The 24,993-nt window shown below is 73.0% G+C and carries 17 protein-coding genes and 1 pseudogene; 11 read left to right on the top strand and 7 right to left on the bottom strand.

Annotation, left to right across the window (positions count from 1 at the left end; genetic code table 11):
* The first annotated feature begins 189 nt into the window (after positions 1-189).
* Together ACWEK3_RS04680 and ACWEK3_RS04675 are read left to right on the top strand one after the other, a co-directional pair.
* Positions 190-1,416, top strand: a complete 1,227-nt coding sequence (locus ACWEK3_RS04680; RefSeq protein ID WP_453248925.1) for a bifunctional class I SAM-dependent methyltransferase/NUDIX hydrolase — start codon at positions 190-192, stop codon at positions 1,414-1,416.
* A 188-nt stretch (positions 1,417-1,604) separates the two neighbouring features.
* A pseudogene (locus ACWEK3_RS04675) lies at positions 1,605-2,236 on the top strand (DedA family protein).
* 81 nt (positions 2,237-2,317) lie between these two features.
* On the opposite strand, the gene ACWEK3_RS04670 reads toward ACWEK3_RS04675, so the two are convergent.
* On the bottom strand, positions 2,318-4,225 hold the full coding sequence (locus ACWEK3_RS04670; RefSeq protein WP_376406379.1) for an ABC transporter ATP-binding protein: 1,908 nt from the start codon (positions 4,223-4,225) through the stop codon (positions 2,318-2,320).
* A 153-nt stretch (positions 4,226-4,378) separates the two neighbouring features.
* Here ACWEK3_RS04670 and ACWEK3_RS04665 point away from each other — a divergent pair, with 153 nt between their 5' ends.
* The 7 genes from ACWEK3_RS04665 to ACWEK3_RS04635 all read left to right on the top strand — a co-directional run bounded on the left by ACWEK3_RS04665 (position 4,379) and on the right by ACWEK3_RS04635 (position 12,774).
* Positions 4,379-5,365, top strand: a complete 987-nt coding sequence (locus ACWEK3_RS04665) for a lysylphosphatidylglycerol synthase transmembrane domain-containing protein (RefSeq protein ID WP_450541743.1) — start codon at positions 4,379-4,381, stop codon at positions 5,363-5,365.
* A 100-nt stretch (positions 5,366-5,465) separates the two neighbouring features.
* Positions 5,466-6,230, top strand: coding sequence for a crotonase/enoyl-CoA hydratase family protein (locus ACWEK3_RS04660; protein ID WP_453248924.1), 765 nt, complete (start codon positions 5,466-5,468; stop codon positions 6,228-6,230).
* A 145-nt stretch (positions 6,231-6,375) separates the two neighbouring features.
* A complete protein-coding gene (locus tag ACWEK3_RS04655; RefSeq protein WP_453248923.1) occupies positions 6,376-8,592 on the top strand; it encodes an NADP-dependent isocitrate dehydrogenase in 2,217 nt (738 codons plus the stop codon).
* Positions 8,593-8,983: 391 nt separating this feature from the next.
* Positions 8,984-10,354: a bifunctional o-acetylhomoserine/o-acetylserine sulfhydrylase gene (locus ACWEK3_RS04650; RefSeq protein WP_453248922.1), complete on the top strand. Its 1,371-nt coding sequence runs from the start codon at positions 8,984-8,986 to the stop codon at positions 10,352-10,354.
* Positions 10,351-11,511: a homoserine O-acetyltransferase MetX gene (gene metX, locus ACWEK3_RS04645; protein ID WP_450546559.1), complete on the top strand. Its 1,161-nt coding sequence runs from the start codon at positions 10,351-10,353 to the stop codon at positions 11,509-11,511. Before ACWEK3_RS04650 ends, metX begins: the two co-directional genes overlap by 4 nt.
* 87 nt (positions 11,512-11,598) lie before the next feature.
* Positions 11,599-12,396 (top strand): N-formylglutamate amidohydrolase, encoded by a 798-nt coding sequence (locus ACWEK3_RS04640; RefSeq protein WP_453248921.1) that lies wholly within the window; start codon positions 11,599-11,601, stop codon positions 12,394-12,396.
* A gap of 54 nt (positions 12,397-12,450) precedes the next feature.
* Complete coding sequence (locus ACWEK3_RS04635; protein ID WP_450546561.1) at positions 12,451-12,774, top strand: hypothetical protein; 324 nt, start codon at positions 12,451-12,453, stop codon at positions 12,772-12,774.
* Here ACWEK3_RS04635 and ACWEK3_RS04630 read toward each other — a convergent pair.
* Genes ACWEK3_RS04630 through ACWEK3_RS04620 form a run of 3 tightly spaced genes read right to left on the bottom strand, consistent with a single transcriptional unit; the run spans position 12,752 to position 15,338 of the window.
* The gene (locus tag ACWEK3_RS04630; RefSeq protein ID WP_450546553.1) at positions 12,752-13,270 is read right to left on the bottom strand and encodes a hypothetical protein; all 519 of its coding nucleotides are present in this window, start codon (positions 13,268-13,270) and stop codon (positions 12,752-12,754) included. The genes ACWEK3_RS04635 and ACWEK3_RS04630 overlap by 23 nt on opposite strands.
* Positions 13,267-13,842 carry an RNA polymerase sigma factor gene (locus tag ACWEK3_RS04625; protein ID WP_361415622.1) on the bottom strand — a complete coding sequence of 192 codons (576 nt, stop codon included), beginning with the start codon at positions 13,840-13,842 and terminating at the stop codon, positions 13,267-13,269. Before ACWEK3_RS04625 ends, ACWEK3_RS04630 begins: the two co-directional genes overlap by 4 nt.
* A gap of 59 nt (positions 13,843-13,901) precedes the next feature.
* Positions 13,902-15,338 carry a S8/S53 family peptidase gene (locus tag ACWEK3_RS04620; protein ID WP_450546554.1) on the bottom strand — a complete coding sequence of 479 codons (1,437 nt, stop codon included), beginning with the start codon at positions 15,336-15,338 and terminating at the stop codon, positions 13,902-13,904.
* Positions 15,339-15,496: 158 nt separating this feature from the next.
* Here ACWEK3_RS04620 and ACWEK3_RS04615 point away from each other — a divergent pair, with 158 nt between their 5' ends.
* Together ACWEK3_RS04615 and ACWEK3_RS04610 are read left to right on the top strand one after the other, a co-directional pair.
* Positions 15,497-18,061: a CHAT domain-containing protein gene (locus tag ACWEK3_RS04615; protein ID WP_453249014.1), complete on the top strand. Its 2,565-nt coding sequence runs from the start codon at positions 15,497-15,499 to the stop codon at positions 18,059-18,061.
* A 237-nt stretch (positions 18,062-18,298) separates the two neighbouring features.
* Positions 18,299-21,364: a M36 family metallopeptidase gene (locus tag ACWEK3_RS04610; RefSeq protein WP_450546556.1), complete on the top strand. Its 3,066-nt coding sequence runs from the start codon at positions 18,299-18,301 to the stop codon at positions 21,362-21,364.
* A 114-nt stretch (positions 21,365-21,478) separates the two neighbouring features.
* Here the strand turns inward: ACWEK3_RS04610 and ACWEK3_RS04605 are convergent, their stop codons facing one another.
* The 3 genes from ACWEK3_RS04605 to ACWEK3_RS04595 form a co-directional block, all read right to left on the bottom strand.
* Positions 21,479-22,606 (bottom strand): helix-turn-helix domain-containing protein, encoded by a 1,128-nt coding sequence (locus ACWEK3_RS04605; RefSeq protein WP_453248920.1) that lies wholly within the window; start codon positions 22,604-22,606, stop codon positions 21,479-21,481.
* 269 nt (positions 22,607-22,875) lie between these two features.
* The gene (locus ACWEK3_RS04600) at positions 22,876-24,057 is read right to left on the bottom strand and encodes an ROK family protein (RefSeq protein WP_390725433.1); all 1,182 of its coding nucleotides are present in this window, start codon (positions 24,055-24,057) and stop codon (positions 22,876-22,878) included.
* 258 nt (positions 24,058-24,315) lie between these two features.
* Positions 24,316-24,993: OmpL47-type beta-barrel domain-containing protein (locus ACWEK3_RS04595; protein ID WP_450546558.1), on the bottom strand; the 678-nt coding region annotated here is incomplete at its 5' end.

Here is a 24,993-nt window from a genome sequence, read left to right as displayed (position 1 = left end):
TGCAACGGGTACAACGGCCCGACCATGAGCAGGGGTTACGTGTCCGGCCCGGCTACAACCAGTACAGGACGGCTTGTACGGGCGGCCGGGTGCAGCGTGCGCGCGGCCTGGACGGACGCTGTGAAGGCGTCACTTACGGTCACGAACGGCGATCCCTGAGACTCTTGAACCTGGCCATCGCTGCGTCGAATGACTAGGAGTCCTTCTGTGACGGCACGCCCCGGATACGAGCAGAGCTGGACGATCTACGGTCAACGCCAGCTGGACTACGGCTACTCGCCCCCGGTACCGGATCGCATCGACTGGGGATTCTGGCCCGGCGTGGGTCCCGGAGCCGAGACCCTCGGAGACATCCGCGGCAAGCGGATCCTCGACGTCGGATCCGGTCCCGGACACCACGCCGTCCACCTGGCCCGCGAGTACGGCGCCCTCGTGGACGGCATCGACCTGTCCGCCACCCAGCACCAGCGGGCACTGAACGCTCACGGCAGCGAGCCCGGAGTCCGCTTCCTGTGCGGAGACGTCGCCGAGCATCTGCGTCGCGCGGAACCGTACGAGGCCGCCTACGGCATCCGCACCTTCGCCTGCATCGACCCGCACCACCTGCTGCCGGCCCTGCGGGACGGGCTGGTCGACGGCGCGCCCCTCGTCTTCTCCGCCCTCCACACCGACGCCGACGCACAGGGACCCTCCAACGAGGTCATGCCACGGCAGGAGTTGATCCGACTGCGCGACGGGGAACCCATCCCCACCCAGATGTGGGTGCTCACTCCGCAGCTCTGGGAAGACCTCCTGACCGAGCACGGGTTCCGTGTGGAGGGGGTCGAACTCCTCACCGCACCGGAACCGGACAACCCCGGGATACTCCAACTCGTCCGGGCCCGACGCCACCGCACGACCAGCCCACCTCGCGTGACCAGTCGCCCACGGACCGCCCGGCCGCCCGTACCCCACGCCGCGATCGGTGTCGGAGCCATCGTGTTCGGCGAGCGGGGCCTGCTGCTGGGACGGCACCGGCACGGCACCTGGGAGCTGCCTGGGGGCACCGTCGAACCCGGAGAGTCCCTCCACGACACCGTCGTGCGCGAACTCGCCGAGGAGACCGGGCTCGTCGCGCGCCCCGAGGACGTGACTCTGCTGGGCACGCTCATCGACCACGTCGACGACGTCGTACGCGTCACCGTCGGCGCCGTCGTCACGGCCTGGCGGGGCGAGCCCGCCGACCAGCCGCACGAAAGCGTCGGCGAGTGGCGGTGGTGGGCCCTGGACGAGCTGCCGCAGGGACTGTTCGTGTGCAGTGCCCAGATCCTCACGTCCTGGCGCTCCGACCTGCCGCCCATCGAACACACACCTGCGCACTTCACCCCGTACGCAGACCGGACACCGACCCCTGCGAAGGCGAACAGCACACTCTGAGTGGCCCCCCCGCCCCAGCCCGGGTCGCCGCCGACAGGCGGTACGCGTCGAGTGTTGTCCATGATGTCTGCAATAGTCGCGATGTCCGTGATGTTCGCTGTGCTCGATTCCGCGGCGGTACCGCAGGGGTACTCATGGAGCAGTGAGCCCGACGGGCGCGCGGTGAGGAGGGCCATGAGGCGATGACGGTGTTCGCCGTCAACCCGATGGACAGCGCCTCGGTGCTGGCCGCCTTCGGTGCGCTGGGGGTCCTGGTCGTGACCTTCGCCGAGTCGGGTCTGATCGTGGTCGGCTTCTTCCTTCCCGGTGACACGCTGCTCATCCCGGCCGGTGTGCTGTGCGCGCAGACCGACGGCCAGGTGCCGCGGCTGGCGTTGTGGCAGGTCCTTGTGTGCGCTGCCGTGGGCACGGTGGCGGGCGGGCAGGTGGGGTTCCTGCTCGGGCGGCGGGGCGGGCGGACCCTGCTGGCCCGCACCTCCAACCGGCGTCTGAAGGAGCGGGCGGCGCGGGCACAGGCACTCCTGGCCCGCTACGGGCAGGGCAAGGCGCTCGTGATCGGCCGCTTCATCCCGATGCTGCGGTCCGTGCTGCACCCGGCGGCCGGGGCGCTCGGCGTGCCACCTTCACGCTCTGGGCGACCGTCGGGGGCGTGCTCTGGACCCAGAGCCTGGTGCTGGCCGGGTACGCCCTGGGGGCGTCGGTCCCCCGCATCGGGGACTACCTCCTGGCCATGGTCGCCGTGCTCATCGTGCTCTCCCTGGTGCCCCTGCTCGTGCAGGCGCGGCGTACGCGGCACGCCCGGCAATCGCCGCCGCGGTGAGTCCGCCCCCACAGTGAGCGGGGGGCGGCGGTCGCCCGAGTGTGGCTCCCGCCGCCCCCGCCCCGCACCCCCCGGCGTCGCCTACGCAACCGCCTCGATGCCCGGCGCCTCCCCCGCCTCCCGCGCCTCCTCGGCCCGCTGCTCGAACTGCGTGCGGTGCAGCTCCGCGTACCGGCCGTCCGCCGCCAGGAGTTCGTCGTGGGTGCCGCGTTCGACGATCAGTCCGCCCTCGACGACCAGGATGAGGTCGGCGGCCCGCACCGTGGACAGCCGGTGGGCGATCACCACCGCGGTCCGGCCCTCCAGGGCCTCGGCCAGCGCCTCCTGTACGGCCGCCTCCGAGGTGTTGTCGAGGTGGGCGGTGGCCTCGTCGAGGATGACCACCCGCTGGCGGGCCAGCAGCAGCCGGGCGATGGTCATGCGCTGGCGTTCGCCGCCGGACAGGCGGTAGCCGCGCTCGCCGACGACGGTGTCGAGGCCGTCGGGCAGGGAGCGCACGAGGTCGTCGAGGCGGGCCCGGCGCAGGGCGTCCCACAGTTCCGCGTCGGTCGCCGAGGGGCGGGCCAGCAGCAGGTTGGCGCGCACGGAGTCGTGGAAGAGGTGGCCGTCCTGGGTGACCATGCCGAGAGTCGCCCGCAGGGACGCGGAGGTCAGGTCGCGGACGTCGACGCCGCCGACGCGCACGGCTCCCTCGTCGACGTCGTACAGGCGCGGCAGCAGTTGCGCGATCGTCGACTTGCCGGCGCCGGAGGAGCCGACGAGGGCGACGGTCTGCCCGGCCTCGGCGCGGAAGGAGACGCCGTGCAGGACCTCTGCGCCGTCGCGGGTGTCGAGGCCGGCGACCTCCTCCAGTGAGGCGAGGGAGACCTTGTCGGCGGACGGGTAGCCGAAGCGGACGCCGTCGAACTCCACGGCGAGGGGGCCCTCGGGCACCGGGCGGGCGTCCGGCTTCTCCTCGATCAGCGGCTTGAGGTCGAGCACCTCGAAGACCCGCTCGAAGCTGACCAGGGCGCTCATCACCTCCACGCGCGCCCCGGCGAGCGCGGTGAGCGGCGCGTACAGGCGGGTCAGCAGCAGGGCGAGCGACACGACGGCGCCCGGCTCCAGGGTGCCGCGCAGTGCGAAGTACCCGCCGAGGCCGTAGACCAGGGCCAGCGCCAGCGAGGACACCAGGGTCAGCGCGGTGATGAAGGCGGACTGCGCCGTCGCCGTACGGATGCCGATGTCCCGTACCCGGCCGGCGCGGGACGCGAACTCCTCCGACTCCTGCTCCGGACGGCCGAAGAGCTTGATCAGGGTGGCGCCGGGGGCGGAGAAGCGCTCCGTCATCCGGGTGCCCATCGCCGCGTTCAGCGTGGCCGCCTCCCGCTGCATACGGGCCATCCGGGTGCCCATCCGCCGGGCCGGCACCACGAACACCGGCAGCAGCACCAGGGCGAGCAGGGTGATCTGCCAGGACAGGGTGAGCATGACGGCGAGGGTGAGCAGCAGCGTGACCACGTTGCTGACGACACCGGAGAGGGTGTTGCTGAAGGCCCGCTGGGCGCCGATGACGTCGTTGTTGAGCCGGGAGACGAGCGCTCCCGTACGCGTGCGCGTGAAGAACGCCACCGGCATGCGCTGCACATGGTCGAACACCGCCGTGCGCAGATCGAGGATGAGTCCCTCGCCGAGCGTGGCCGACAGGCGTCTGCCGAGGATGCCGAACGCCGCCTCGGCCACCGCGATCAGGGCGATGAGCAGGGCCAGGCGTACGACCGTGCCCTGGTCGCCCCGTGACACGATCACGTCGACGACGCGCCCGGCGAGTACGGGGGTCGCCACCGCGAGCAGCGCGGTCACCACCCCGAGGGCGACGAACTGCGCGATACGGCGGCGGTGGGGCCGGGCGAACGCGCCGATGCGGCGCAGCGTCGCGCGGGCGAGCGGACGCCGCTCCTGCTGGGCGGTCATGACGCTGTGCAGCTGCGTCCAGGCGGTGGTTTCCATGCTCATAAAGAAGAACCTAGAACCTCAAGCATCGTTGAGGTCAATGTGCGCACCCCGAAGGCCCCGACTGCTCCCGACCCGCTTTCCGCTCGTAAGGCGCCGTCCTCGGTTCCGCCACCCGCCGTTGGCGCGGCGGGTAAACCCTCTCCGGATGTGACCCCGGATGTGACAGCGGCCGAACTTCGCGATCTGCGGCCAGGACGGCTCCCGCGGCGCCTGCCCGTGCGCCAGGTGCTGTGCCTGCTGCCGGTGCTGCTCGTGGCGGTGGCCGCGGTGCAGCACTGGTCGGTGCTGGCCGAGGGCTTCGCGCACCTGCGGAGCGCCGAGTGGCCATGGCTGCTGGCCGCGGTCGGCACGACCTGTCTGACCTGGGTCGCGGCGGCCGTCACCCGGCAGGGCGCGGTCGTCCAGCGGTTGCCGAGACGGCGGCTGCTCGCCACCCAGTTCGCGGCCGGCGCCGCCAACCACCTGTTGCCGACGGGCCTCGGGGCGAGCGCGGTGAACCTGCGGTTCCTGACGGTGTGCGGGGTCTCCCTGGCCCGGTCCTCGGCCGCGCTCGCGCTGTACATGCTCGCGGAGAGCATCGCCCGGCTGGCACTGCTCGCCGCCCTGCTCCTCGCGTTCCCGAACGCGCTGCGGCTCGGCGGCCTGCTGCCCTCGGGCGTGGCCGGTCCGCTGCTGTACACCGTGGGCGCGGTCCTGCTCGCCGCGACCGGCGCGGCACTGTGCGTACGGCGGCTGCGCTCGGCGGTCGCCTCCTTCGTGCGCACCGCGCTGAGCGAGGCGCGCTCGGTGCACTCCCGTCCGGCGCGGGCGCTCGCGCTGTGGGGCGGCTCGCTGGCCTTCCCGGCCCTTCAGGCGGTCTCACTGGTCGCGGTGGGGCAGGCGCTGGCGCTGCCGGTGCCGTCCGTGTACATGGCGCTGGCGTACCTGGCGGCCACCACCGCCGTCGCGCTGGTGCCCACGCCCGGTGGGTTCGGCTCGGTGGAGGCCGCGCTCGTCGTGGCGCTGGTGGCGGCGGGCGGGCCGGCCGCGGTCGCCACGGCGGTGGTGGTCGCCTACCGGATCATCACGGTGTGGCTGCCGCTGCTACCGGGCGCGCTGACGCTGGGGGCACTGGTACGGCTGAAGGTCATCTGACCGTCCCCCTCCCCCGCGGCTCCGTCTCCCGCACGAGGTGACCGAGGAGTAACCTGCCGTCCCACCACGCAGCAGGAGATCCCAGCAGGAGGTCGCCGTCATGCCGGTCCGGATCGAGCGCCAGGGGTACGTCACCACGGTCGTCCTGTCCCGGCCCGGGGCCCGGAACGCGGTGGACGGTCCGACGGCCGCCGAACTCGCCGACGCCTTCCGCCTGTTCGAGTCCGACGCGGAGGCCAGGGTGGCGGTGCTGTGGGGCGAGGGCGGCACGTTCTGCGCGGGCGCGGACCTGAAGGCGGTCGGCACCGGCCGGGGCAACCGGGTCGCGGACGACGGCGACGGGCCGATGGGGCCGACCCGGATGCTGCTGTCCAAGCCGGTGATCGCGGCGGTGGCCGGCCATGCCGTGGCGGGCGGTCTGGAACTGGCGCTGTGGTGCGATCTGCGGGTGGCGGAGGAGGACGCCGTGTTCGGTGTGTTCTGCCGCCGCTGGGGCGTGCCGCTGATCGACGGCGGCACGGTACGGCTGCCCCGGCTGATCGGCACCAGCCGCGCCATGGACATGATCCTCACCGGACGGCCGGTCCCGGCCCGCGAGGCGTACGAGATGGGCCTGGCGAACCGGCTCGTCCCCACCGGCCGCGCCCGCGCCGAGGCCGAGCGGCTGGCGGCCCGGCTCGCCGGCTTCCCCCAGGCCTGCCTGCGCGCGGACCGCGCCTCGGTCCTGGACCAGGAGTCCCTGGACGAGGTGTCGGCCCTGCGCGGGGAGCTCCGGCGCGGCAGGGGCGTACTGGTCGAGGGCCTTCAGGGCGCGGCCCGGTTCGCCGCCGGGGCGGGACGGCACGGCTCGTTCGCGGACGAGTGAGCCCGCCCCCCAGGAACGATTGAGCCAACCCTCCAGGGACGAGTGAGCCAACCCTCCGGATCCGGGGCGGACCCCTGTCGAGCCGGGGACCGTCACGAGATATCTTGATGTCGAGCAATGTTGCAGACGTGGAGCGGAGCACCCGGTGACTGACTCGACCATCATCTACACACACACTGACGAGGCCCCGGCCCTGGCGACGTATTCCTTCCTGCCGGTGGTCCAGGCGTACGCCTCGCAGGCGGGTGTCGCGGTGGAGACGCGTGACATCTCGCTGGCCGGGCGCATCATCGCCGTGTTCCCGGAGTACCTCGCCGAGGACCAGCGGATCCCGGACGCGCTGACCGAGCTGGGCGAGCTCGCCAAGACGCCCGAGGCCAACATCATCAAGCTGCCGAACATCTCGGCCTCCATCCCGCAGCTGAGGGCCGCGATCGCCGAGCTCCAGGGCCAGGGCTACGCGCTGCCGGACTACCCGGACGACCCGAAGACCGACGAGGAGCGCGAGATCCGCGCCCGCTACGACAAGGTCAAGGGCTCCGCGGTGAACCCGGTGCTGCGCGAGGGCAACTCCGACCGCCGCGCCCCCGCCTCGGTGAAGAACTACGCCAAGACCCACCCGCACCGCATGGGCGCCTGGACCGCCGATTCCAAGACCAACGTGGCGACCATGGGCGTCGACGACTTCCGCTCCACCGAGAAGTCCACGGTGATCGCCGAGGACGGCGCGCTGCGCATCGAGCTGAAGGGCGACGACGGCTCCACCACCGTGCTGCGCGAGTCCGTGCCCGTCCTGAAGGGCGAGGTCGTGGACGCCTCCGTGATGCGCGTCGCCGCGCTGCGCGAGTTCCTCACCGCCCAGGTCGCCCGCGCCAAGCAGGAGGGCGTCCTGTTCTCCGTGCATCTGAAGGCCACGATGATGAAGGTCTCCGACCCGATCGTCTTCGGTCACGTGGTGCGCGCCTTCTTCCCGAAGACGTTCGCGAAGTACGGCGAGGCGTTCGCCGCGGCCGGCCTGACCCCGAACGACGGTCTGGGTGGCATCTACAAGGGCCTGGAGAACCTGCCGGAGGGCGCCGAGATCAAGGCCTCCTTCGACGCCGAGCTCGCCGAGGGCCCGGAGCTGGCGATGGTCGACTCCGACAAGGGCATCACCAACCTGCACGTCCCCTCCGACGTGATCGTGGACGCCTCCATGCCGGCCATGATCCGCACCTCCGGCCACATGTGGGGCCCGGACGGCCAGGAGCACGACACCCTCGCGGTCATCCCGGACTCCAGCTACGCGGGCGTCTACCAGGCCGTGCTCGACGACTGCCGCGCCCACGGCGCCTACGACCCGTCGACCATGGGCTCGGTCCCGAACGTGGGCCTGATGGCGCAGAAGGCCGAGGAGTACGGCAGCCACGACAAGACCTTCGAGATCCCGGTCACCGGCACCGTCCGCCTGGTCGACCAGGCCGGCCACGCCGTGCTCGAGCAGACCGTCTCGGCCGGTGACATCTTCCGCGCCTGCCAGACCAAGGACGCCCCGATCAAGGACTGGGTGAAGCTGGCCGTCACCCGCGCCCGCGCCACCGGCGACCCGGCCGTGTTCTGGCTGGACGAGGGCCGCGCCCACGACGCCAACCTGATCGCCAAGGTCGAGCAGTACCTGCCGGAGCACGAGACCGAGGGCCTGGACATCAAGATCCTGTCCCCGGAGGAGGCCACCAAGCTGTCCGTGGAGCGCATCCGCCGCGGCGAGAACACCATCTCGGTCACCGGCAACGTGCTGCGCGACTACCTCACCGACCTGTTCCCGATCCTGGAGCTGGGCACCAGCGCCAAGATGCTCTCCGTGGTCCCGCTGATGGCGGGCGGCGGCCTGTTCGAGACGGGCGCCGGCGGCTCCGCGCCGAAGCACGTGCAGCAGCTGGTCAAGGAGGACTACCTGCGCTGGGACTCCCTGGGCGAGTTCTTCGCCCTGGTGCCGTCCCTGGAGCAGTACGCCCAGGCCACCGGCAACGCCCGCGCCAAGGTGCTCGCCGACACCCTGGACCGGGCCACGGCGACCTTCCTCAACGAGGACAAGTCCCCGACCCGTCGCGTCGGCGGCATCGACAACCGCGGCAGCCACTTCTTCCTGTCCCTGTACTGGGCGCAGGAGCTGGCGAAGCAGACCGACGACGCCGGTCTGGCCAAGGCGTTCGCGCCGCTCGCCGAGACCCTCGCCGCCAACGAGCAGCAGATCGTCGACGAGCTGATCGCTGTCCAGGGCAAGCCGGCCGAGATCGGCGGCTACTACCAGCCCGACCCGGCCAAGGCCGCCGCGGTCATGCGCCCGTCGGCCACCTGGAACGAGGCGCTGGCCGCCCTCTGAGCCGACCCGGGCCCGGCACCCCGCCGGGCCCGACGGTCCTCACCGCTCCGCCCCGACCGGCATCCCGCCGGCCGGGGCGGAGCCCTTTTGTGACGGCTGCGTGTCATCCCCGCTCCGGCGCTGGTGCGCCGTGGAGCCCTGTGTTTACCTGGGTCGCATGATCGCGCTCGTGAGCCGCCGCCACGTCGACTACGGACGTGTCACCAGCACGGGTTGTCGCCTCACCGGCTGACGTACCCGCGGACCGCCGTCACGTCACGGCCCTCGGGTCCTCCGTCGTTTCTCTCCCTCATCTCGTTCATCCCGCGGTTCCCGCACGCGCTCACGCGTGCCCGGGAGCTGCGGCACACCCGTGGCATGCCGCGCCACCGCACTCCGTACGAGGAGCACCATGAGCGACCCCACCCAGCCCATCGACGCCGTCGCCGCCGGTCACACGCCCGACGAGGCGTCCGCCGGGCCCGACACCTCCGCCTGGTCGTTCGAGACCAAGCAGGTCCACGCCGGGGCCGCGCCCGACCCGGCGACCGGAGCGCGGGCGACGCCGATCTACCAGACCACGTCGTTCGTCTTCCGGGACACCCAGCACGCCGCCGATCTGTTCTCGCTGGCCGAGCCCGGCAACATCTACACCCGCATCCACAACCCCACCCAGGACGTCTTCGAGCAGCGGATCGCCGCCCTCGAGGGCGGAGTCGCCGCGGTCGCGCTGTCCTCCGGGCAGGCCGCGGAGACGCTCGCTCTGCTGACGGTCGCGCGCGCCGGCGACCACATCGTCTCCAGTACGTCGCTGTACGGCGGCACGTACAACCTGTTCCGGCACACCCTGCCGAAGTTCGGCATCGAGGTGTCGTTCGTGGACGACCCGGACGACCCGGACGCCTGGCGGGCGGCGATCCGGCCGGACACCAAGGCGCTGTTCGCGGAGACGCTGGGCAATCCGCGCGGCAACGTGCTGGACGTGCGGGCGGTCGCCGACGTGGCGCACGCGGCGGGCGTGCCGCTGATCGTGGACAACACGGTGCCGACGCCCTACCTCCTGCGCCCGATCGAGCACGGCGCGGACGTCGTGGTGCACTCGGCGACCAAGTTCCTCGGCGGGCACGGCACCGCGATCGCGGGGGTCGTGGTGGACGGCGGCACCTTCGACTTCGGCGCGCACGCCGACCGCTTCCCGGACTTCACCGAGCCCGACCCCAGCTACCACGGTCTGCGCTACTGGCCGGCGCTCGGGCCGGGCGCGTTCGCCGCCAAGCTGCGGGTGCAGCTGCTGCGCGACCTGGGACCGGCGCTGTCCCCGCACTCGGCGTTCCTGCTGCTTCAGGGCGTGGAGACGCTGAGCCTGCGCATCGAGCGGCACTCCGCCAACGCGCAGGCCCTCGCGGAGTGGCTGGAGCGGCGCGACGAGGTGTCCGCGGTCCACTACGCGGGACTCCCCTCCAGCCCCTGGTACGAGGCGGGGCGCAGGTACCTGCCACGGGGCGCGGGAGCGGTGGTCTCCTTCGAGCTGCGCGACGGGGTCGCGGCGGGCAAGCGGTTCGTGGACGGGGTGGAGCTGTTCAGCCATCTCGCCAACATCGGCGACGTGCGGAGCCTGATCATCCACCCGGCGTCCACCACGCACAGCCAGCTGGACGAGGAGCAGTTGGCGGCGACCGGGACCGCGCCGGGCCTGGTGCGGCTGTCGGTCGGCGTCGAGAGCCTCGCCGACCTGAAGGCCGATCTGGAGGCCGGCTTCCGCGCGGCCAAGGGGGCGTCCTGAACAACGTGCTCGCCTCCCACGCGGACGCGCTCCCCCGCCCGCCGGCCTCCGGGGCCTGGCGGGCGGGGGACCCGCCGGGGCGCCGTCGGTGGCACGGGCTCCGCCGGCCCCTGCCGCTGGAGGCGGGGGGTGAACTGGCGGGCGTACGGCTGGCGTTCGAGACGTGGGGCCGCCTGGCCCCGGACGCCTCCAACGCGGTGCTGGTGCTGCACGCCCTCACCGGTGACAGCCATGTCACCGGGCCGGCCGGGCCCGGTCATCCCACGCCGGGCTGGTGGGAGGGGCTGGTCGGGCCGGGCCGGGCGCTGGACACCGACCGGTGGTTCGTCGTCGCGCCGAACGTGCTGGGCGGCTGCCAGGGCAGTACGGGACCGGCCTCGCCGCGACCCGACGGGACGCGGTCCTGGGGCGGGGCCTTCCCGTTCGTGACCCCGCGGGACCAGGTGGCGGCCGAGCGGGACCTGGCGGACGCGCTGGGCATCGAGAGGTGGGCCCTGGTGGCCGGCGGCTCGATGGGCGGGATACGGGCCCTGGAATGGGCGGTGTCGTACCCGGAGCGCACGGGAGGCCTGCTGCTGCTCGCCACGACGGCGGCGGCGAGCGCGGAGCAGATCGCCTGGGCGAACGTCCAGTTGCACGCCATCCGCAGCGACCCGCACTGGCGCGGCGGCGACTACCACGACACCGGCCGCGGACCGCACGCCGGCCTGGGTCTCGCCCGCCGGCTGGCCCATGTCACCTACCGGAGCGAGCCCGAACTCCAGCTCCGTTTCGGCCGCTCGTCGCAGGGTGCGGAGCACCCGTGGCACGGCGGCCGCTACCAGGTGGAGTCCTACCTCGACCACCACGCGGGCAAGCTGGTACGGCGGTTCGACGCGGCCAGCTACGTCGTCCTGACCGAGGCGATGAACGCCCACGACGCCGGCCGTGCCCGGGGCGGTGTGCGCGCCGCCCTGCGCCGGGTGACCGCCCCCACGCTGGTGGCCGGGGTCGACTCCGACCGCCTCTACCCGCTCGCCCAGCAGGCCGAGTTGGCCGACGGGATCCCGGGCGCCGACCGCCTCCGGGTGATCGAGTCGCCGTACGGCCACGACGGCTTCCTGATCGAGACGGAGCAGGTGGGACGGTTGGTCCGGGAGCTGCTGGGAGCGGTCTGAGCCGCGCTGTCAGTGGGGTGCGGCAGGATCGAGGGGCCACGGCGTCGAGACCCGCCTGGCGAGGCGAAGAGAGACAGGAACAGCCCCATGCCCGACACCCCGCCGTCCTTCGAACTGCTGCCCGGCGCCGCCGAGTCGCCGGTGATCCTGCACGTGCCGCACGCGGCGCGGGCGATACCGGCCGATGTCCGCGCCGGTATCGTGCTGGACGACGCGGCGCTGGAGCGGGAACTGGACCACATCACCGACGCGTACACCGACCGGATCGCCGAGGCGGCGGCCGAGTTGGCGGGCCTGGCGCCGTGGCGGTTCGTCAACCGGCTGTCGCGGCTGGTGGTGGACCCCGAGCGGTTTCCGGACGAGCGGGAGGAGATGCTCGCCGTCGGAATGGGCGCGGTGTACACGCGGACCACGCACCGGGAGGTCCTGCGGCCGGCGGACACCGACCCGGAGCCGCTGATCGAGCGGTACTTCCGGCCGTACGCCGAGGCGATGACGAAGGCCGTGGCCGACCGGCTCGCCGCGACCGGGCGGGCCGTGATCATCGACGTGCACTCCTACCCCGGCGCCGCGCTGCCGTACGAGCTGCACGGCCGGGGTCCGCGGCCGCCCGTGTGCCTGGGCACCGACTCCTTCCACACCCCGCCCGAGCTGACCGGGCTCGCCCGGACGGCGTTCGCGCACTGCGGCGGGACGGGACTGGACAGCCCCTTCAGCGGCACGTACGTCCCGCTGGAGTTCTACGGCGAGGACGCTCGCGTCGGCGCCCTGATGGTGGAGATCCGGCGGGACACGTACATGACCGAGCCGGGCGGCCCCGCGGGACCCGGCCTCGACCGGCTCGCCGGCGCGCTGGCCGCCCTCGTCGACGGCCTGGGCCGCTGACCTCCGGCCGGAGCACGCCGCGCCAAGCGGTGCGGGCTTGGTCGGGGTGACCGTATGACGCAGGGGATCATCACCACGACACCGCCCGGCCGGGCCACTCGTGCCCCTGAGCGAGCAGGCGGGCGCCCCGCCCCGGGGCACGAGTGGCCCGCGCTCGACCTGGCGGGCACGGAGTTCGACCCGATCCTGGCCGAGTTGCCGAGCGACACGCCGCTCGACCGGCTGCCGGGGCTGCGGCTCGCGGTCCCCGCCGGTCAGGTCGCCTGGCGGCGGAGGGCGATCCGCAACCCGCGGACCTGCTGGTCAGGTGGTGAGGCGGGCCGGGCCGGTCACCCGGTGAGGTGGGCCGGCCCGGTTACGCCCGCAGCCACTCCGTGATCACGACTTCGGCGCCCGCGCGCAGCCGCAGCGCGAACGGGCCGGCGGGCGGTGCGTCGCCGGTGAACCGGCCCAGTTCGTCGGCGGTGAGCGCGGGGCCCGGCCGCCGCGGGCCGGCCAGCACCTCGATCCTGGCCTGCTGCGGCGGCAGCACCTGCCCCATCAGCCCGTCCCCGGTGACCTCGATGTCCACGGTCAGGTCGCCGGCCTGGAAGGTCAGCATCCGCGGTGTGTCCGTCGCGCCCCGGACCGGAATGGAGTCGACCAGCGAGTCAAAGGTCAGCTCCGCGATCCGGGCGTCGAGGTCACGCAACGCGTAGGCCTCGACGGCGAGTTGACGCAGGTCGTCGGGCACCGGGTCGAGGATGGCGGCGGCCTGCCGCAACTCCTGCTCCAGCATGCCCGCGGCCGCTTCCTCCTCGTCGAACGACCCTTCCCCGTCGAGGAGTCCGTCGCCGCTGCCGTCGTTGTCGCGGGTGTCGTTTCCGTCGCTCACACTGTCCCCCGTGCGTCGAGTCGTGCGCGCAGACGCCGCAGACAGCGCTGGCGCAGTGGTCCGATACTGCCCACGGCCACGCCGAGGGCCGCGGACACCTCCTGGTAGCTGGGCGGCGGCGAGGCGATCAGCACCCGCAGCAACTGGCGGCAGCGGTCGCCGAGTTTCTCGAACTCCTGCCACAGCCTGCGGACCCGCTCGCTCTGCGCGGCGGCCTCCTCGGAGTCGAGCAGCGACTGCTCGGGCGTACGGTCCTCGCTGACCCGGTCCAGCAGCTGCGGATCACTCGTCACCGTCAGCCGGCTGAGGCTCCTCAGCGTCTTCAGGCACTCGTTGCGCGCGGTGCTCGCGAGCCACGAGCCCGCCTTGTCGGGTTCCCGGATCCGCCCGAGGTGCTGGGCGAAGCGGAACCACACGGTCTGGTACACCTCGTGTCCGTCGGCGTCCGAGAGCCGGTGCGCGCGCACGACCGACCACACGAGCGGACTCAGCCCCTCCACCAGCGCCTTCCAGGCCGCCGCGTCACCGTCGACGGCGGACTGGACGAGCACGCCGACTTCTGCACGATCCACGAACTCACCCCTCGAATACGGCATGTCATCGTACGCCGTGGAGGGGACGGTTCCGGACCTCATGCCGGCGGAGCGAGCCGGACGACGGAGACCGGACTCCATGTCGGCGGACGCAGCGCCGGGACGTGCGCCCCGCGTACTTCCGCGTATTCGGTGTTCGCCGCGAGTACTTGGCGCCGGGCCGCACGCGGGTCGCGCTCCTTGTGCGCGGTCATGTGTGCCGCGATCATGCCGGCGGCCACGGGGGTGGCGAAGGAGGTGCCGCTCCACTGCGCGAAGCCCTCGAACATCACCTGGTCCGCCGTCGCCGGAGGGCTCTGCTCCGCCTCGCTGAGCACCCCGGTGTGCTGGGGGGACTGGCAGGTGCAGTCGTAGGAGAAGCCGAACCGGCAGGCGTCGTAGGTGGAGTGCTGGTAGACGTACGGCACGGGCGCCTGGAAGCCGGTGAGGGCGCTGGTCAGCCGCTCGCCCGGGGCGTACGCCTTCACCCAGGCTCCGTGGTTGCTGAAGCAGGCGCCGTGCTCGCCGTCACCGCGCAGGGCGCCGACCGACAGCACGGACTCGGCGTAGTCCGGCAGGCCGGCGTAGGCCGCGGGCCAGAACGGGGTGCCGCTGGCGTTGTTGCCGGCGGCCGCGACGAGCAGGGTGCCGCGGGCGCGCAGCTCCCGCATGAAGGCGTCCACCCCGAGCAGGCCGTCGGTGCGGCCGTTGGAGGTGCCCGCGGACAGGCTGAGGATGTCGGGCCAGCCGCCCGCGTCGACGGCTTCGAAGAGCCGGTGACCGAAGTCGGACTCCAGGACGGCGCCGGCGTCATTGAGGGTGCCGCGCACGGTGATGTCGGTGTTGGGGGCGACGGCCGCGACCAGCCCGGCGATGAACGTGCCGTGGCCGACGTACTGCTGGAGGACGCCGGCGTCGTCGGTCTCCTCCACCTGCGCGTCGCCCTGGACGTGGGCCAGCATCGGGACCGAGCGGTAGTCGTGCATGAGGCCGGTGTCGACGACCAGGACGCCGACGGCGGTGTCCTGGTCGTAGGCGGTCTCGGCGGCCGCCGGGTTGGGGCCCTGGGCGAGCGGGGCGGGCACCGGCTCGTCGCCGGGGCAGGCGTTCACCGCGATGGACACCACGTGGTTGCGGCTGATCAGCCGCCGTCCGGCTCTGCCCTCGTGCTCGCGCAGGGCGCGCAGCGCGTGCGTGACGGCGAGGTCGCCACCGCGGTCGCCGCGGCCCGGGTCGCCGACCTGGATACGGGTGATGCCGGTGCGGTTGGTCTCGGGGCCCGCCCGGCGCACGCGGTCCGCGGTCAGGTCGGGCGCCGCGGTGAAGTGCGTGCGGACGGTGTCCTCGACCAAGCGGGCCTCCTCGCCGTCGCGGGCGAGGACGACGCCCTTCTCGTAGCAGAACTCGGCGGCGTCGTCCGGGCCCATCGCGAGCGGCACGTCCGGCATCGAGCGCTGGATCTGAGCGAACTGCTCGCGGAATCGCTGAGGTGCCATGGCGTGTCCTCCCGTTGGTGCGACGGTCGTCAGTCTGACCCATGGGGCTCACACTTGATACAGCGTCAACCGACATGCGCCGGTTCCAGGGGCCTCACCAGGCCACTACCATCCGACGCGTGACAGCGGGAAGCGACTCGGTCCTCGAACTGCTGCCCATGGTGTTCGCCGCGCCGGGCGAGGCCCTGGCGCGGGCCCGTGGGCTGCTGGAGGCCGGTCCGCCGCCTGTGCACGGCTCCGTGGCGCACCAGGTGATCGGCATCTGGCAGCGGGACTTCGGCGACACCCGGCTGGCCCTGCGGCATCTGCGGCGGGCCCGGGATCTGGCGGCGCGCGCCGACTCGGCCGAGCGGGAGGCCGACGTACTGGCCACGCTGGGGGTCGCGTTGGTGCACGCGGGGCGCACACGGCAGGGACTCGCGGCGTTCGAGCGCGGGGTCGCGCGCGGGACGGGCCACACCCGGGCGCGGGTGCTGTTCCGGCGGGCGTACGTGTGGTGGGTGCTGGGCCGTCATCGTGAGGCGCTGGAGGACGTACGGCGGGCGATTCCCGTGCTGCGGCAGGCCGGCGACGTGATCTGGACGGCGCGGGCGCTGACGCTGCGGGCCACCGTGCACCTGGCGCTGGGCGCGGTGGAACGGGCGGACGCCGACTTCACCGCGGCCCAGGCGCTGTGGGACACCACCGGCCAGGAGCACGACAAGGCCGACGCCGTGGAGAGCCGGGGTCTGGCGGCGTTCCGGCAGGGCGACATCCCGGCGGCGCTGCGGCTCCTCGACGAGGCCGAGGAGCAGTACGCCAAGCTCGGCACGCCGACGTTCATGCTGGACATCCGGCGCTGCGAGGTCCTGATGGCGGCCGGGCTCGCCCCCGAGGCGCTGGCCGGGGCGGACGCGGCGATCGCCGAACTGGACGGCATCGGCGGCCAGTCGACCCGCAAGGCGGAGCTGCTGCTGGCCGCGGCGCGGGCGGCACGGCTGGCGGACGACCCGCACACGGCGACCGCGCGCGCGGCGCTGGCCGTGCGGCTGTTCGCCGGGCAGCGGCGCACCTGGTGGGAGACGCACGCCCGGCTGGTGCTGATCGAGGCCCGGGTGGCCGACGGGCGCCGCTCGGGGCGGCTGGTCGCGGACGCCGCGGCGGTGGCCGAACGGCTGGCCTCCTTCGGCTCGCCCGCCGCGCCTGAGGCCTCGCTGCTGGCGGGCCGGATCGCGCTCGCCCTGGGCCGGCCGGCGGACGCCGAGAGCCACCTCGCCGTCGCCGCGCGCAGCCGGCACGGCGGGCCGCCGCTCGCCCGGATGACGGGCTGGGCGGCGCAGGCGCTGCGGGCCCGGGCGGCGGGCTCCCGCCGCGGCGTGCTGGAGGCGTGCCGACGCGGGCTGGACGTGCTCGACGACCACCGGATGACGCTGGGCGCCTCGGAGTTGCGTGCCCGGGCGACCGCGCAGGGCGCCGAACTGGCCGCGCTGGCACAGGAGTCGGCTCTCGCCTCCGGTGAGCCGCGGCGGCTGCTGGTGTGGAGCGAGCGCTGGCGGGCCACCGTCCTGTCCGCGCCGCCCACCCGGCCGCCCGCCGACCCGGCCCTGCTCAGCAGGCTGACCGCCTTCCGTGAGATCGCCGCCCGCGCGCAGGACGCCCGCCAGGACGGCCACCCGGTGCCCGCCCTGGAACGCGAACAGCGGCGCCTGGAGCGGGAGATCCGCTCCCGCACCCTGCGTCTGCGCGGCGACGCGCCCGGCGGCGGCGACCGGTTCGACCCCGGCCGGCTGCTGGCGCGGCTCGGGGACGCGCGGCTGGTCGAACTGGCCGTGCTGGACGGGCGGGTGCATGTGCTGCTGTGCGGCGAGGGGCGGGTACGGCGCTTCGAGGCCGGGCGGCTCGCGGACGCGGTGACCGAGGCCGAGCACGTGCAGGCGGGACTGCGGCGGCTGGCGCACCCGGGGGCGGCGGCCCGGCTGCCACTGGTGGAGGCGGCGGGGCGCCGCCTGGAGGAGCTGCTGCTCGGCCCGGCCGCCCGGCATCTGGGCTCCGGGCCGGTCGTGGTGGTGCCGCCGGGCTCGCTGCACCGGGTGCCGTGGACGCTGCTGCCGTCGTTGCGGGATCGGGTGCTGAGCGTGTCGCCGTCGGCGAGCAGTTGGCTGCGCGCCCACGAGACCGAACCGCCGCCGGGGGGCCGCCGGGTGCTGGTGCGCGGGCCGGGTCTGGCGACCGGGGGCGCGGAGGTGCCCGAACTCGCCGACCGCTACGGCACGCCGACCGTACTGGAGGAGGCCGACGCGCACGTGGCGCGGGTGCTGCGGGAGCTGGACGGGGCCGCGCTCGCGCACATCGCCGCGCACGGCACCTTCCGTACGGACAGCCCGCTGTTCTCGTCGCTGACGATGGCCGACGGCCCGCTGATCGTGCACGACTTCGAGCGCCTGGACCGCAGCCCGTACCGGATCATCCTGTCCTGCTGCGACACGGCCCGGTTCGCCTCGGTGGGCGCCGACGAACTCCTCGGCCTGGTCACGGCGTTGCTTCCGCTGGGCACCGCCGGGGTGGTGGCGTGCAGCGCCCCCGTGAACGACGAGGCGGTGGTTCCGCTGATGCTCGCCCTGCACAAGGGCCTGGACGCCGGGCTCTCCCTGGCCGAGGCACTGCGCGACGCACGGGCCGCGCTGCCGGACGACGCGACGCACCAGGCGACAGGCTGGGCCTTCGCGGCGTTCGGCGCGGCCTGAGACCGAGGACGGGGCAGCCTGAGCCGGAGGACGGGGCGCCCTGAGACAGAGGACCGGGCAGCCTGAGCCGGAGGATGGGGCTGCCTCGTACCGAGGACGAAGCGGCCTCTGGCGGAACTGTGCATTGTCATGTTTCCGCCATGCACGATCATTACGGCGGCACCACACCGCATGCCACTCTCCGCGGGTCCGGACGGGCAATCCGCGTCCGGTCCTTCCACAAGGAGAGGGGTACGAGTGCGCACATACTCCACACGCTCCACACGTGTGCGGCGGACCGTCCTGGCGGTGGCCACGGCGTGCATCGTCGCGGTGATCCAGACACCGTCCGCCGGTGCGGACCCAGGCCCGGCACAGCCGCGGTCGTCGGACTCCGGTTCTGGCATGCTCGGCGCCCACGACCACGGCAAGCCCGACAAGGACCTGCCCGGGGCCCACAGAGCCCCGTCGGCCAAGGCCAGAGGCGCGGCGGCCGCGGCCGACGCCCGGGTGCGCTGGAGCCGCTACGGCACCCCGACCACGGTCGTGCCGGACGGCGAGGGCACCACACTGGCGACCGGGCTGCCGGCCGCGCCCGAACAGGCCGCCCGCGCGTATCTGAAGGACAGCGCGGCCCTGTTCGGCATCTCCGCCGACCAGGTCGACGGCCTGAAGCTGGTGTCGAGCACGCCGATCGGCAAGGGCGCGGCGGTGCTGCTCGCCCAGGAGGTGGACGGCAAGCCGTTCGGCCGGGACGGCCTGGTCTCCGTGGGCGTGGTCGACGGCACCGTGGTCAGCGTCACGGGCGCGCTCACCCCGGTCACCGGCACCCCGCAGCCCGCGACGCTGTCGGAGCAGGACGCCATCAAGGCCGCCCTGGCCGACGTGACCATGTCGCCGGGCAAACTGACCGAGACCGCGGGCACCGAGAAGTGGCAGAAGTACGAGGCCGCGGACCTGGACGGCACCCAGATGGTGCGCCAGGTGGTCGTCGCCGACCCCGACGGCACGGTGCGCTCCGCCTACCAGGTGCAGGCGGGCACCGCCGGCGAGGAGCCGGAGCTGTACGACAGCATCGTCGACGCGCGCACCGGCGAGGTACTGGCCCGGCGCTCCCTGGTGGAGTCCGAGCAGGTGGTGGACGGGACCGAGGACGGCAACCCGCAGTGGAAGGTGTTCCCCTTCTCTCCCCCGCTGAACGACTCCTCCGCCGACACCCGGGAGACCTGGTGCTGGACGGCAGCCCCGGGCTGCGACCGGGTGGTCGGCGACGAAGCGCCGGGCGCGCCGCACCTGGCCTGGGACATCGCCTCCGGCAAGGGCGGCGGCACGTATGGCAGCTACTACAAGCCGGGCACCACGCTGGGCGCCAACGCCTTCGCCAGTGACGGCCTGGCGGCCACCGGGCGCAACTGGCTCGGCATCACCCCCAACGTGCGGCCCGAACGGGTCTACGACTACTCCTACGCCGACGCCTGGCACGCCAGCGGCTGCGACCCCAAGGTGCTGACCAACCCGGCCCAGCCGGACCGGGACGCCGCGATCGGCAACCTGTTCGCGCAGCACAACGGGATGCACGACTTCTCGTACCACCTCGGGTTCACCGAGAAGGCGTGGAACATGCAGCACGACAACTACGGCCTGGGCGGCAAGGGCGGCGACCCGGAGATGGGCGTCGCCCGGTCCGGCGGCAACAACCCCACCACCCGCAACAACGCCAACCAGAGCACCGGCGCGGACGGCGGCGTGGCGCTGACCAACATGTACCTGTGGCAGCCGCAGGCCGGCGCTTTCTACGGGCGCTGCGCCGACGGCGACTTCGACGCCTCCGTCATCGGCCACGAGTACACCCACGCCATCACCAACCGGATGATCGGCGGCCCCGACGCCGGTATCTCCGGCAGCCACGGCGGCTCGATGGGCGAGTCCTGGAGCGACCTGGTCGCCAGCGAGCGGCTGATCGAGACCGGCGTGGTCCCGGACGGGGTGGACCCGTGGGTGGTCGGTCCGTACGTGACCAACAACAACGAGCGCGGCATCCGCAACTTCGCCATCGACCGCAACCCGCTCAACTACTCCAACTTCGGCTACGACATGGGCGGAGCGGAGGTGCACTCCGACGGCGAGATCTGGAACGCCGTGCAGTACGAGGTGCGCCAGGCGCTCGTCGGCAAGCACGGCGAGCCGTCCCAGAAGGTCCTCGCCTCGTGCGCGGCCGGCAAGTCGGCGGTGGAGGACTGCGGCGGTGGCCGCCGCTGGATCCAGCTGATGTTCGACTCCTACCTGCTGATGGCGGACGGCAGGATCACCATGGTCGACGCCCGTGACGCGATGCTCGCCGCGGACCGGATCCGCTTCGGTGGCGCCGACGTGGACACCATGTGGGCGGCGTTCGCCAAGCGCGGCCTCGGCATCGGTGCCACCGCCACCTCGACGAGCGACACCCGGCCGCACGCGGACTTCTCCACCCCGAACGGCAAGAACGGCACGGTGACCTTCAAGATCACCGACGAGGACGGCAGCGCGATCGACGGCGCCAAGGTCTCCATCGGCCACTTCAGCACCCGCACCACACCGATCGCCGGCACGGCCTCCGGCCTCGACACCACCGCGCGCCTCACCCCTGGCCGCTACGACGCGGTCGCGGTCGCCCCTGGCTACGGCCTGGTCCGGTTCAATTTCCAGGTCGGCGGCAAGTCCAACCGGACCGTTCCGGTGCACATGGAGCGCAACCTCGCCTCGGCGGCGGCCGGCGCCACCGTCACCGGCGACGGACTGAACCTGGCCCGGCTCATCGACGACGACGAGGGCACCAACTGGGCGTTCGTCGGCGACAAGACCAGGACGTCGGTGGTCGGCAAGGGCGTCAGCATCCACCTGGCCGGCGACGCTCCGAGCAAGATCCGCCGCGTCCAGGTCAGCGCCCTGAACCGGCCGACCGACAGCAAGGACCCGGGCGGCGACACCGGCAGCCAGAGCCGCTTCTCGGCCCTGCGCCAGTTCCAGATCTCGGCCTGCACCCGCACCGAGTCGGTGGACTGCTCCCAGCCCGGCCAGTTCAAGCCGGTCTACACCAGCGCGGCGGACGCCTTCGCGGCGGCCAAGCCGCGGCCGGCGGCGCCGGACCTGACGATGCGCAGCTTCGACATCCCGCTGACCACGGCGACCGACCTGCGCTTCGAGACCGTCACCAACCAGTGCATCGGCGGCCCTGCGTTCGCGGGCGAGCAGGACAACGACCCGAACAACGTGACCGACTGCGCCACCGGTTCCACAGCGGCGTTCAACGTGCGGGCCGCGGAGTTCCAGGTGTTCGAGCACTGATCCTGCCGCGGTGACGGTGTGTTCGGCACCGTCACCGCGCACGGTTCCGCGATGTTGCGAGGGGCCCCGACCCAGCCGTACGGGTCGGGGCCCCTCGTGCGTGGCGGCCGTCCGTCACAACCAGCCGCGGCGGGAGGCCTCCCAGGCCAGTTGCATCCGGGTGCGGACGCCGGCGAACGCGATCAGGTCGCGGATGCGGCGCTGGACGGTGCGCAGGCTCGTGCCCAACTGGCCGGCGATGGCGGTGTCCGTCAGCCCGGTGAGCAGCAGCGACAGCAGGAGCAGGTCCTCCGGCGGAGGGGTACGGTCGGATACCGCCGCGCCGTCCAGCCCTTCCTCGGTGAGCACCAGCGGGGAGGCGCCCGCCCACAGGCTCTCGAAGAACGCGATCAGGGCGTCGAGCAGCGCGCCGGGGCGGACCAGGACGGCGGACGGCTCAGGCGTGGGCTGGGCGCAGGGAACGGCGGACGGCCTGGCGGCGGGGGCAGGCGGCGGTTGGGCGGCGGGATCGCCAGGATCTCCTGGATCGCCGGTCGGGCCGCCAGTCGCTTCGCCGGTCGGAGCGTCTGTCGGGCCGCCCGCGTCCACGGCGCGTGCGAACGGGGACACCAGCATGGCCAGTTGCCGGTCCGCGACCACCATCTTCACCGGGACCTCCGCGGCGACCCGGGCCTGTTCTCCGCTCTCGACGAACTCGCGGATCCGGTACACCTCGGGCGGCACCTCGAGCGCCGACGGCTCGTAGACCGCGCGGTACGTCACCCCCGAGGCCAGGACCTCCAGTTGGGTGTCGTTGCCGCGGGACGGCACCGCCATGTTCGGCGGCTTGCACAGCGCCATGATCTCGTCCCGGGCGCCGCGCTGAAGCTGGTCGAACGTCCGGGCCATCGCCTGCGCCCCGGTCACCGTCTCGACCGCCTCGCCCGAACTCCGGCGCCGGGCCTCGCTGTGGTACTCCTCCGTGAGCTCCGCCATCACCGACTGCGCGGCCTGCAACTCCTGCTGCCGGCTCAGCAGCAGCGGGCCGAGCGCCAGGTCCGGGGGCGACGCCCGGAAGCGGTGTGCCGAACCCTCGGCGCGGCTCACCAGCCCTTTGGCCTCCAGCGTGTCGAGGAGCCTGGCCGCCTCCCGCCCGGACAGACCGAGACGGCTGGCGAGCTGGGACGGCGTGGCCTCCGGCACCCTGACCAGGCTGCGGTACGCACGTACCTCCACGGAGTTGAGACTCGCGGTCTCGAACATGTCGCTCTTCTCCTCCTCCGGTCGTGCGCCGGCCCTCACCGGTACCGGCTCCCGGCCGGCCGGAGCCGCCGGGGAAGAGATCTTGACCTGTCACCATCCACTCGCGCCAGACTGCGGGCGGCGGGAGATCGCGCTCCCCCGCACCGGCCATGGGCTCGCGCCCGCGCACCGGGTCGGGGGCGGACGATCCGGGCGGTGAGGCGGGGCCCGATGGGGAGGGGAACCGCCTGGCCCCGGGTTCCGGTCGCGAGGGTCGGGCCGCGTGGGGGTCAGGCCGGTGAGAAGACGTGGTCGCTGATCAGCCGGGTGGCGCCGACGACGCCGGCGACCTGGCCGAGCTCGCCGAGGACGATCGGCAGGTTGCCGGTCGCCAACGGCAGGGACTGCCGGTAGACCTGGGTGCGGATGCTCGCCAGGAGGTTGTGGCCCAGTCCGGTGAGCCCGCCCCCGATGACCACAAGGCCGGGGTTGAAGAAGCTGACCAGACCGGCGATGACCTGACCGGTACGCCGTCCGCCCAGGCGGATCAGGTCCAGGGACGCGGCGTCCCCGGCACCGGCGGCGGCCGACACGTCCTCGGGGGTCAGTCTCCCGGCCGCTTCGAGGCGTCCGGCCAGTTCCGTCGAGCGGCCGGACTGGGCGAGCGCGGTCGCGTCGCGGACGAGGGCGCTGCCGCCGAAGTACGCCTCCAGGCAACCGATGTTGCCGCAGGCGCACCGCGGACCGTCCGGGTCCGCCTGGATGTGGCCGATGTCGCCGGCGCTGCCGGTGACACCGCGGTGGACCTCGCCGCCGACGACGACACCGCAGCCGATGCCGGTTCCGAGCTTCACGCACAGGAAGTCGCGTACGGACCGGGCCACGCCTGCGTGCTGCTCGCCCAGGGCCATCAGGTTCACGTCGTTGTCGACCAGGACGGGACAGCCCAGCTCCTGGCTCATCGCCTCACGGACGGGGAAGGCGTCCCAGCCGGGCATGATCGGCGGCGCGACGGGGACGCCCTCGGGGAACCGGACGGGTCCCGGCACGCCGATCCCGGCGCCGTCGAAGTGTTCCGCCAGCCCCGCCTCGCGCAGCTTGTTGGCCAGGGCGAGCACCCGCTCGAAGACCGCGACCGGGCCTTCGCGCACGTCCAGTGTCTCGGCCACGTGGCCGAGGACGTCCAACTCGGCGTTGGTGACCGCGACGTCCACGGAGGTGGCTCCGATGTCCACGCCGAGGAAGCGTAGTGACGGGGCGATCCGGACGTTGTGCGAGCGGCGGCCACCGCGGGAGGCGGCGAGGCCGTCCTGGACGACGAGACCCGTCTCCAGCAGCCGGTCGATCTCGAAGGCGAGCTTGGAGCGCGACAGCTCGACCTGCTCCCCCAGGGCGACCCGGGACTGCGGGCCGAGGTCGCGCAGGAGGCGGAGCAGCCGGGCCTGATGAAGATTGGCCGGTCGAGCCGTCATAGACCTCACGCCGCCCCCGTCAAGGCAAGAATCGTTCGCATGCCCGGCACGTGGGGGCACGACTTTGGAAAGGACCGTAGCACCGAGCCGTCGCCGATGAAAGAAACTTGTGCACTAACGAGTGGAACTTTCATCTGCGGATGGACAAAGCCATACGCGGCAGTGTCGTGGACCCGGCACCGGAGGGTGCCCTGGCGGGCTATTGAAGCGGCCCGCCAGGGCTCACGGTTCAGGCGGTGTCACCGCCCCGGCCGTGACTCACGCGTCGGACGGCCCGCGGTTGGGCTTGCCGACGTCGGACTGGCCCGCCGCCTTCTTGATCTCGGCGGCCTCCCGCTGGTCGATGACGCCCTCGTCCCGCAGCGTCTGGACGACCTTTCCGACGTGGGAGACGAACGTGCCGTGGTTCTCCCAGGCCCGGTGGTCCTCGATCAGCTCGTTGATCGTGCAGCCGTCGGCCGTGACGCGGTTGGGGATACCGGTGTTGATCGAACCGACGAACACGGTGGCCCGGTCGTCCCTCTCCGGACAGTCGGTCGGCGGCTCGCTGTTGACGATGGTGAGGGACAGCGACTTCGGCGTGGACGTGTTGCCGGCCTTGTCGGTGGCCCGGTAGAGGAAGGCGTGACTACCGGCCCTGTCGATCACCACCGGTGCCGAGTACTGGAGGTAGGGGCCGCCGTCGAGGGAGTACTCGATCCTGGCCACTCCGGACCCGGCGTCGGAGGCGGACACCGTCACGGTCGCGCTGCCCACATAGTTACCGGAAGCGTCCTTGGTACCGGACACCGTCGCCGACGTCTCCGGCGGCGTCTTGTCCTCCGGCTGAGCCGCCACGACAGTGAACTGCACCGACTTCACAGCCGACGTGTTCCCCGCCTTGTCCGTCGCCCGGTACGACAACGTGTGCGCACCAACCGCACTCACCTGAACCGG

The organism is Streptomyces sp. NPDC004721 (assembly GCF_053601495.1).
The sequence above is the reverse complement of the archived record's forward strand: the minus strand, read 5'-3'. Positions and strand labels throughout refer to the sequence as shown.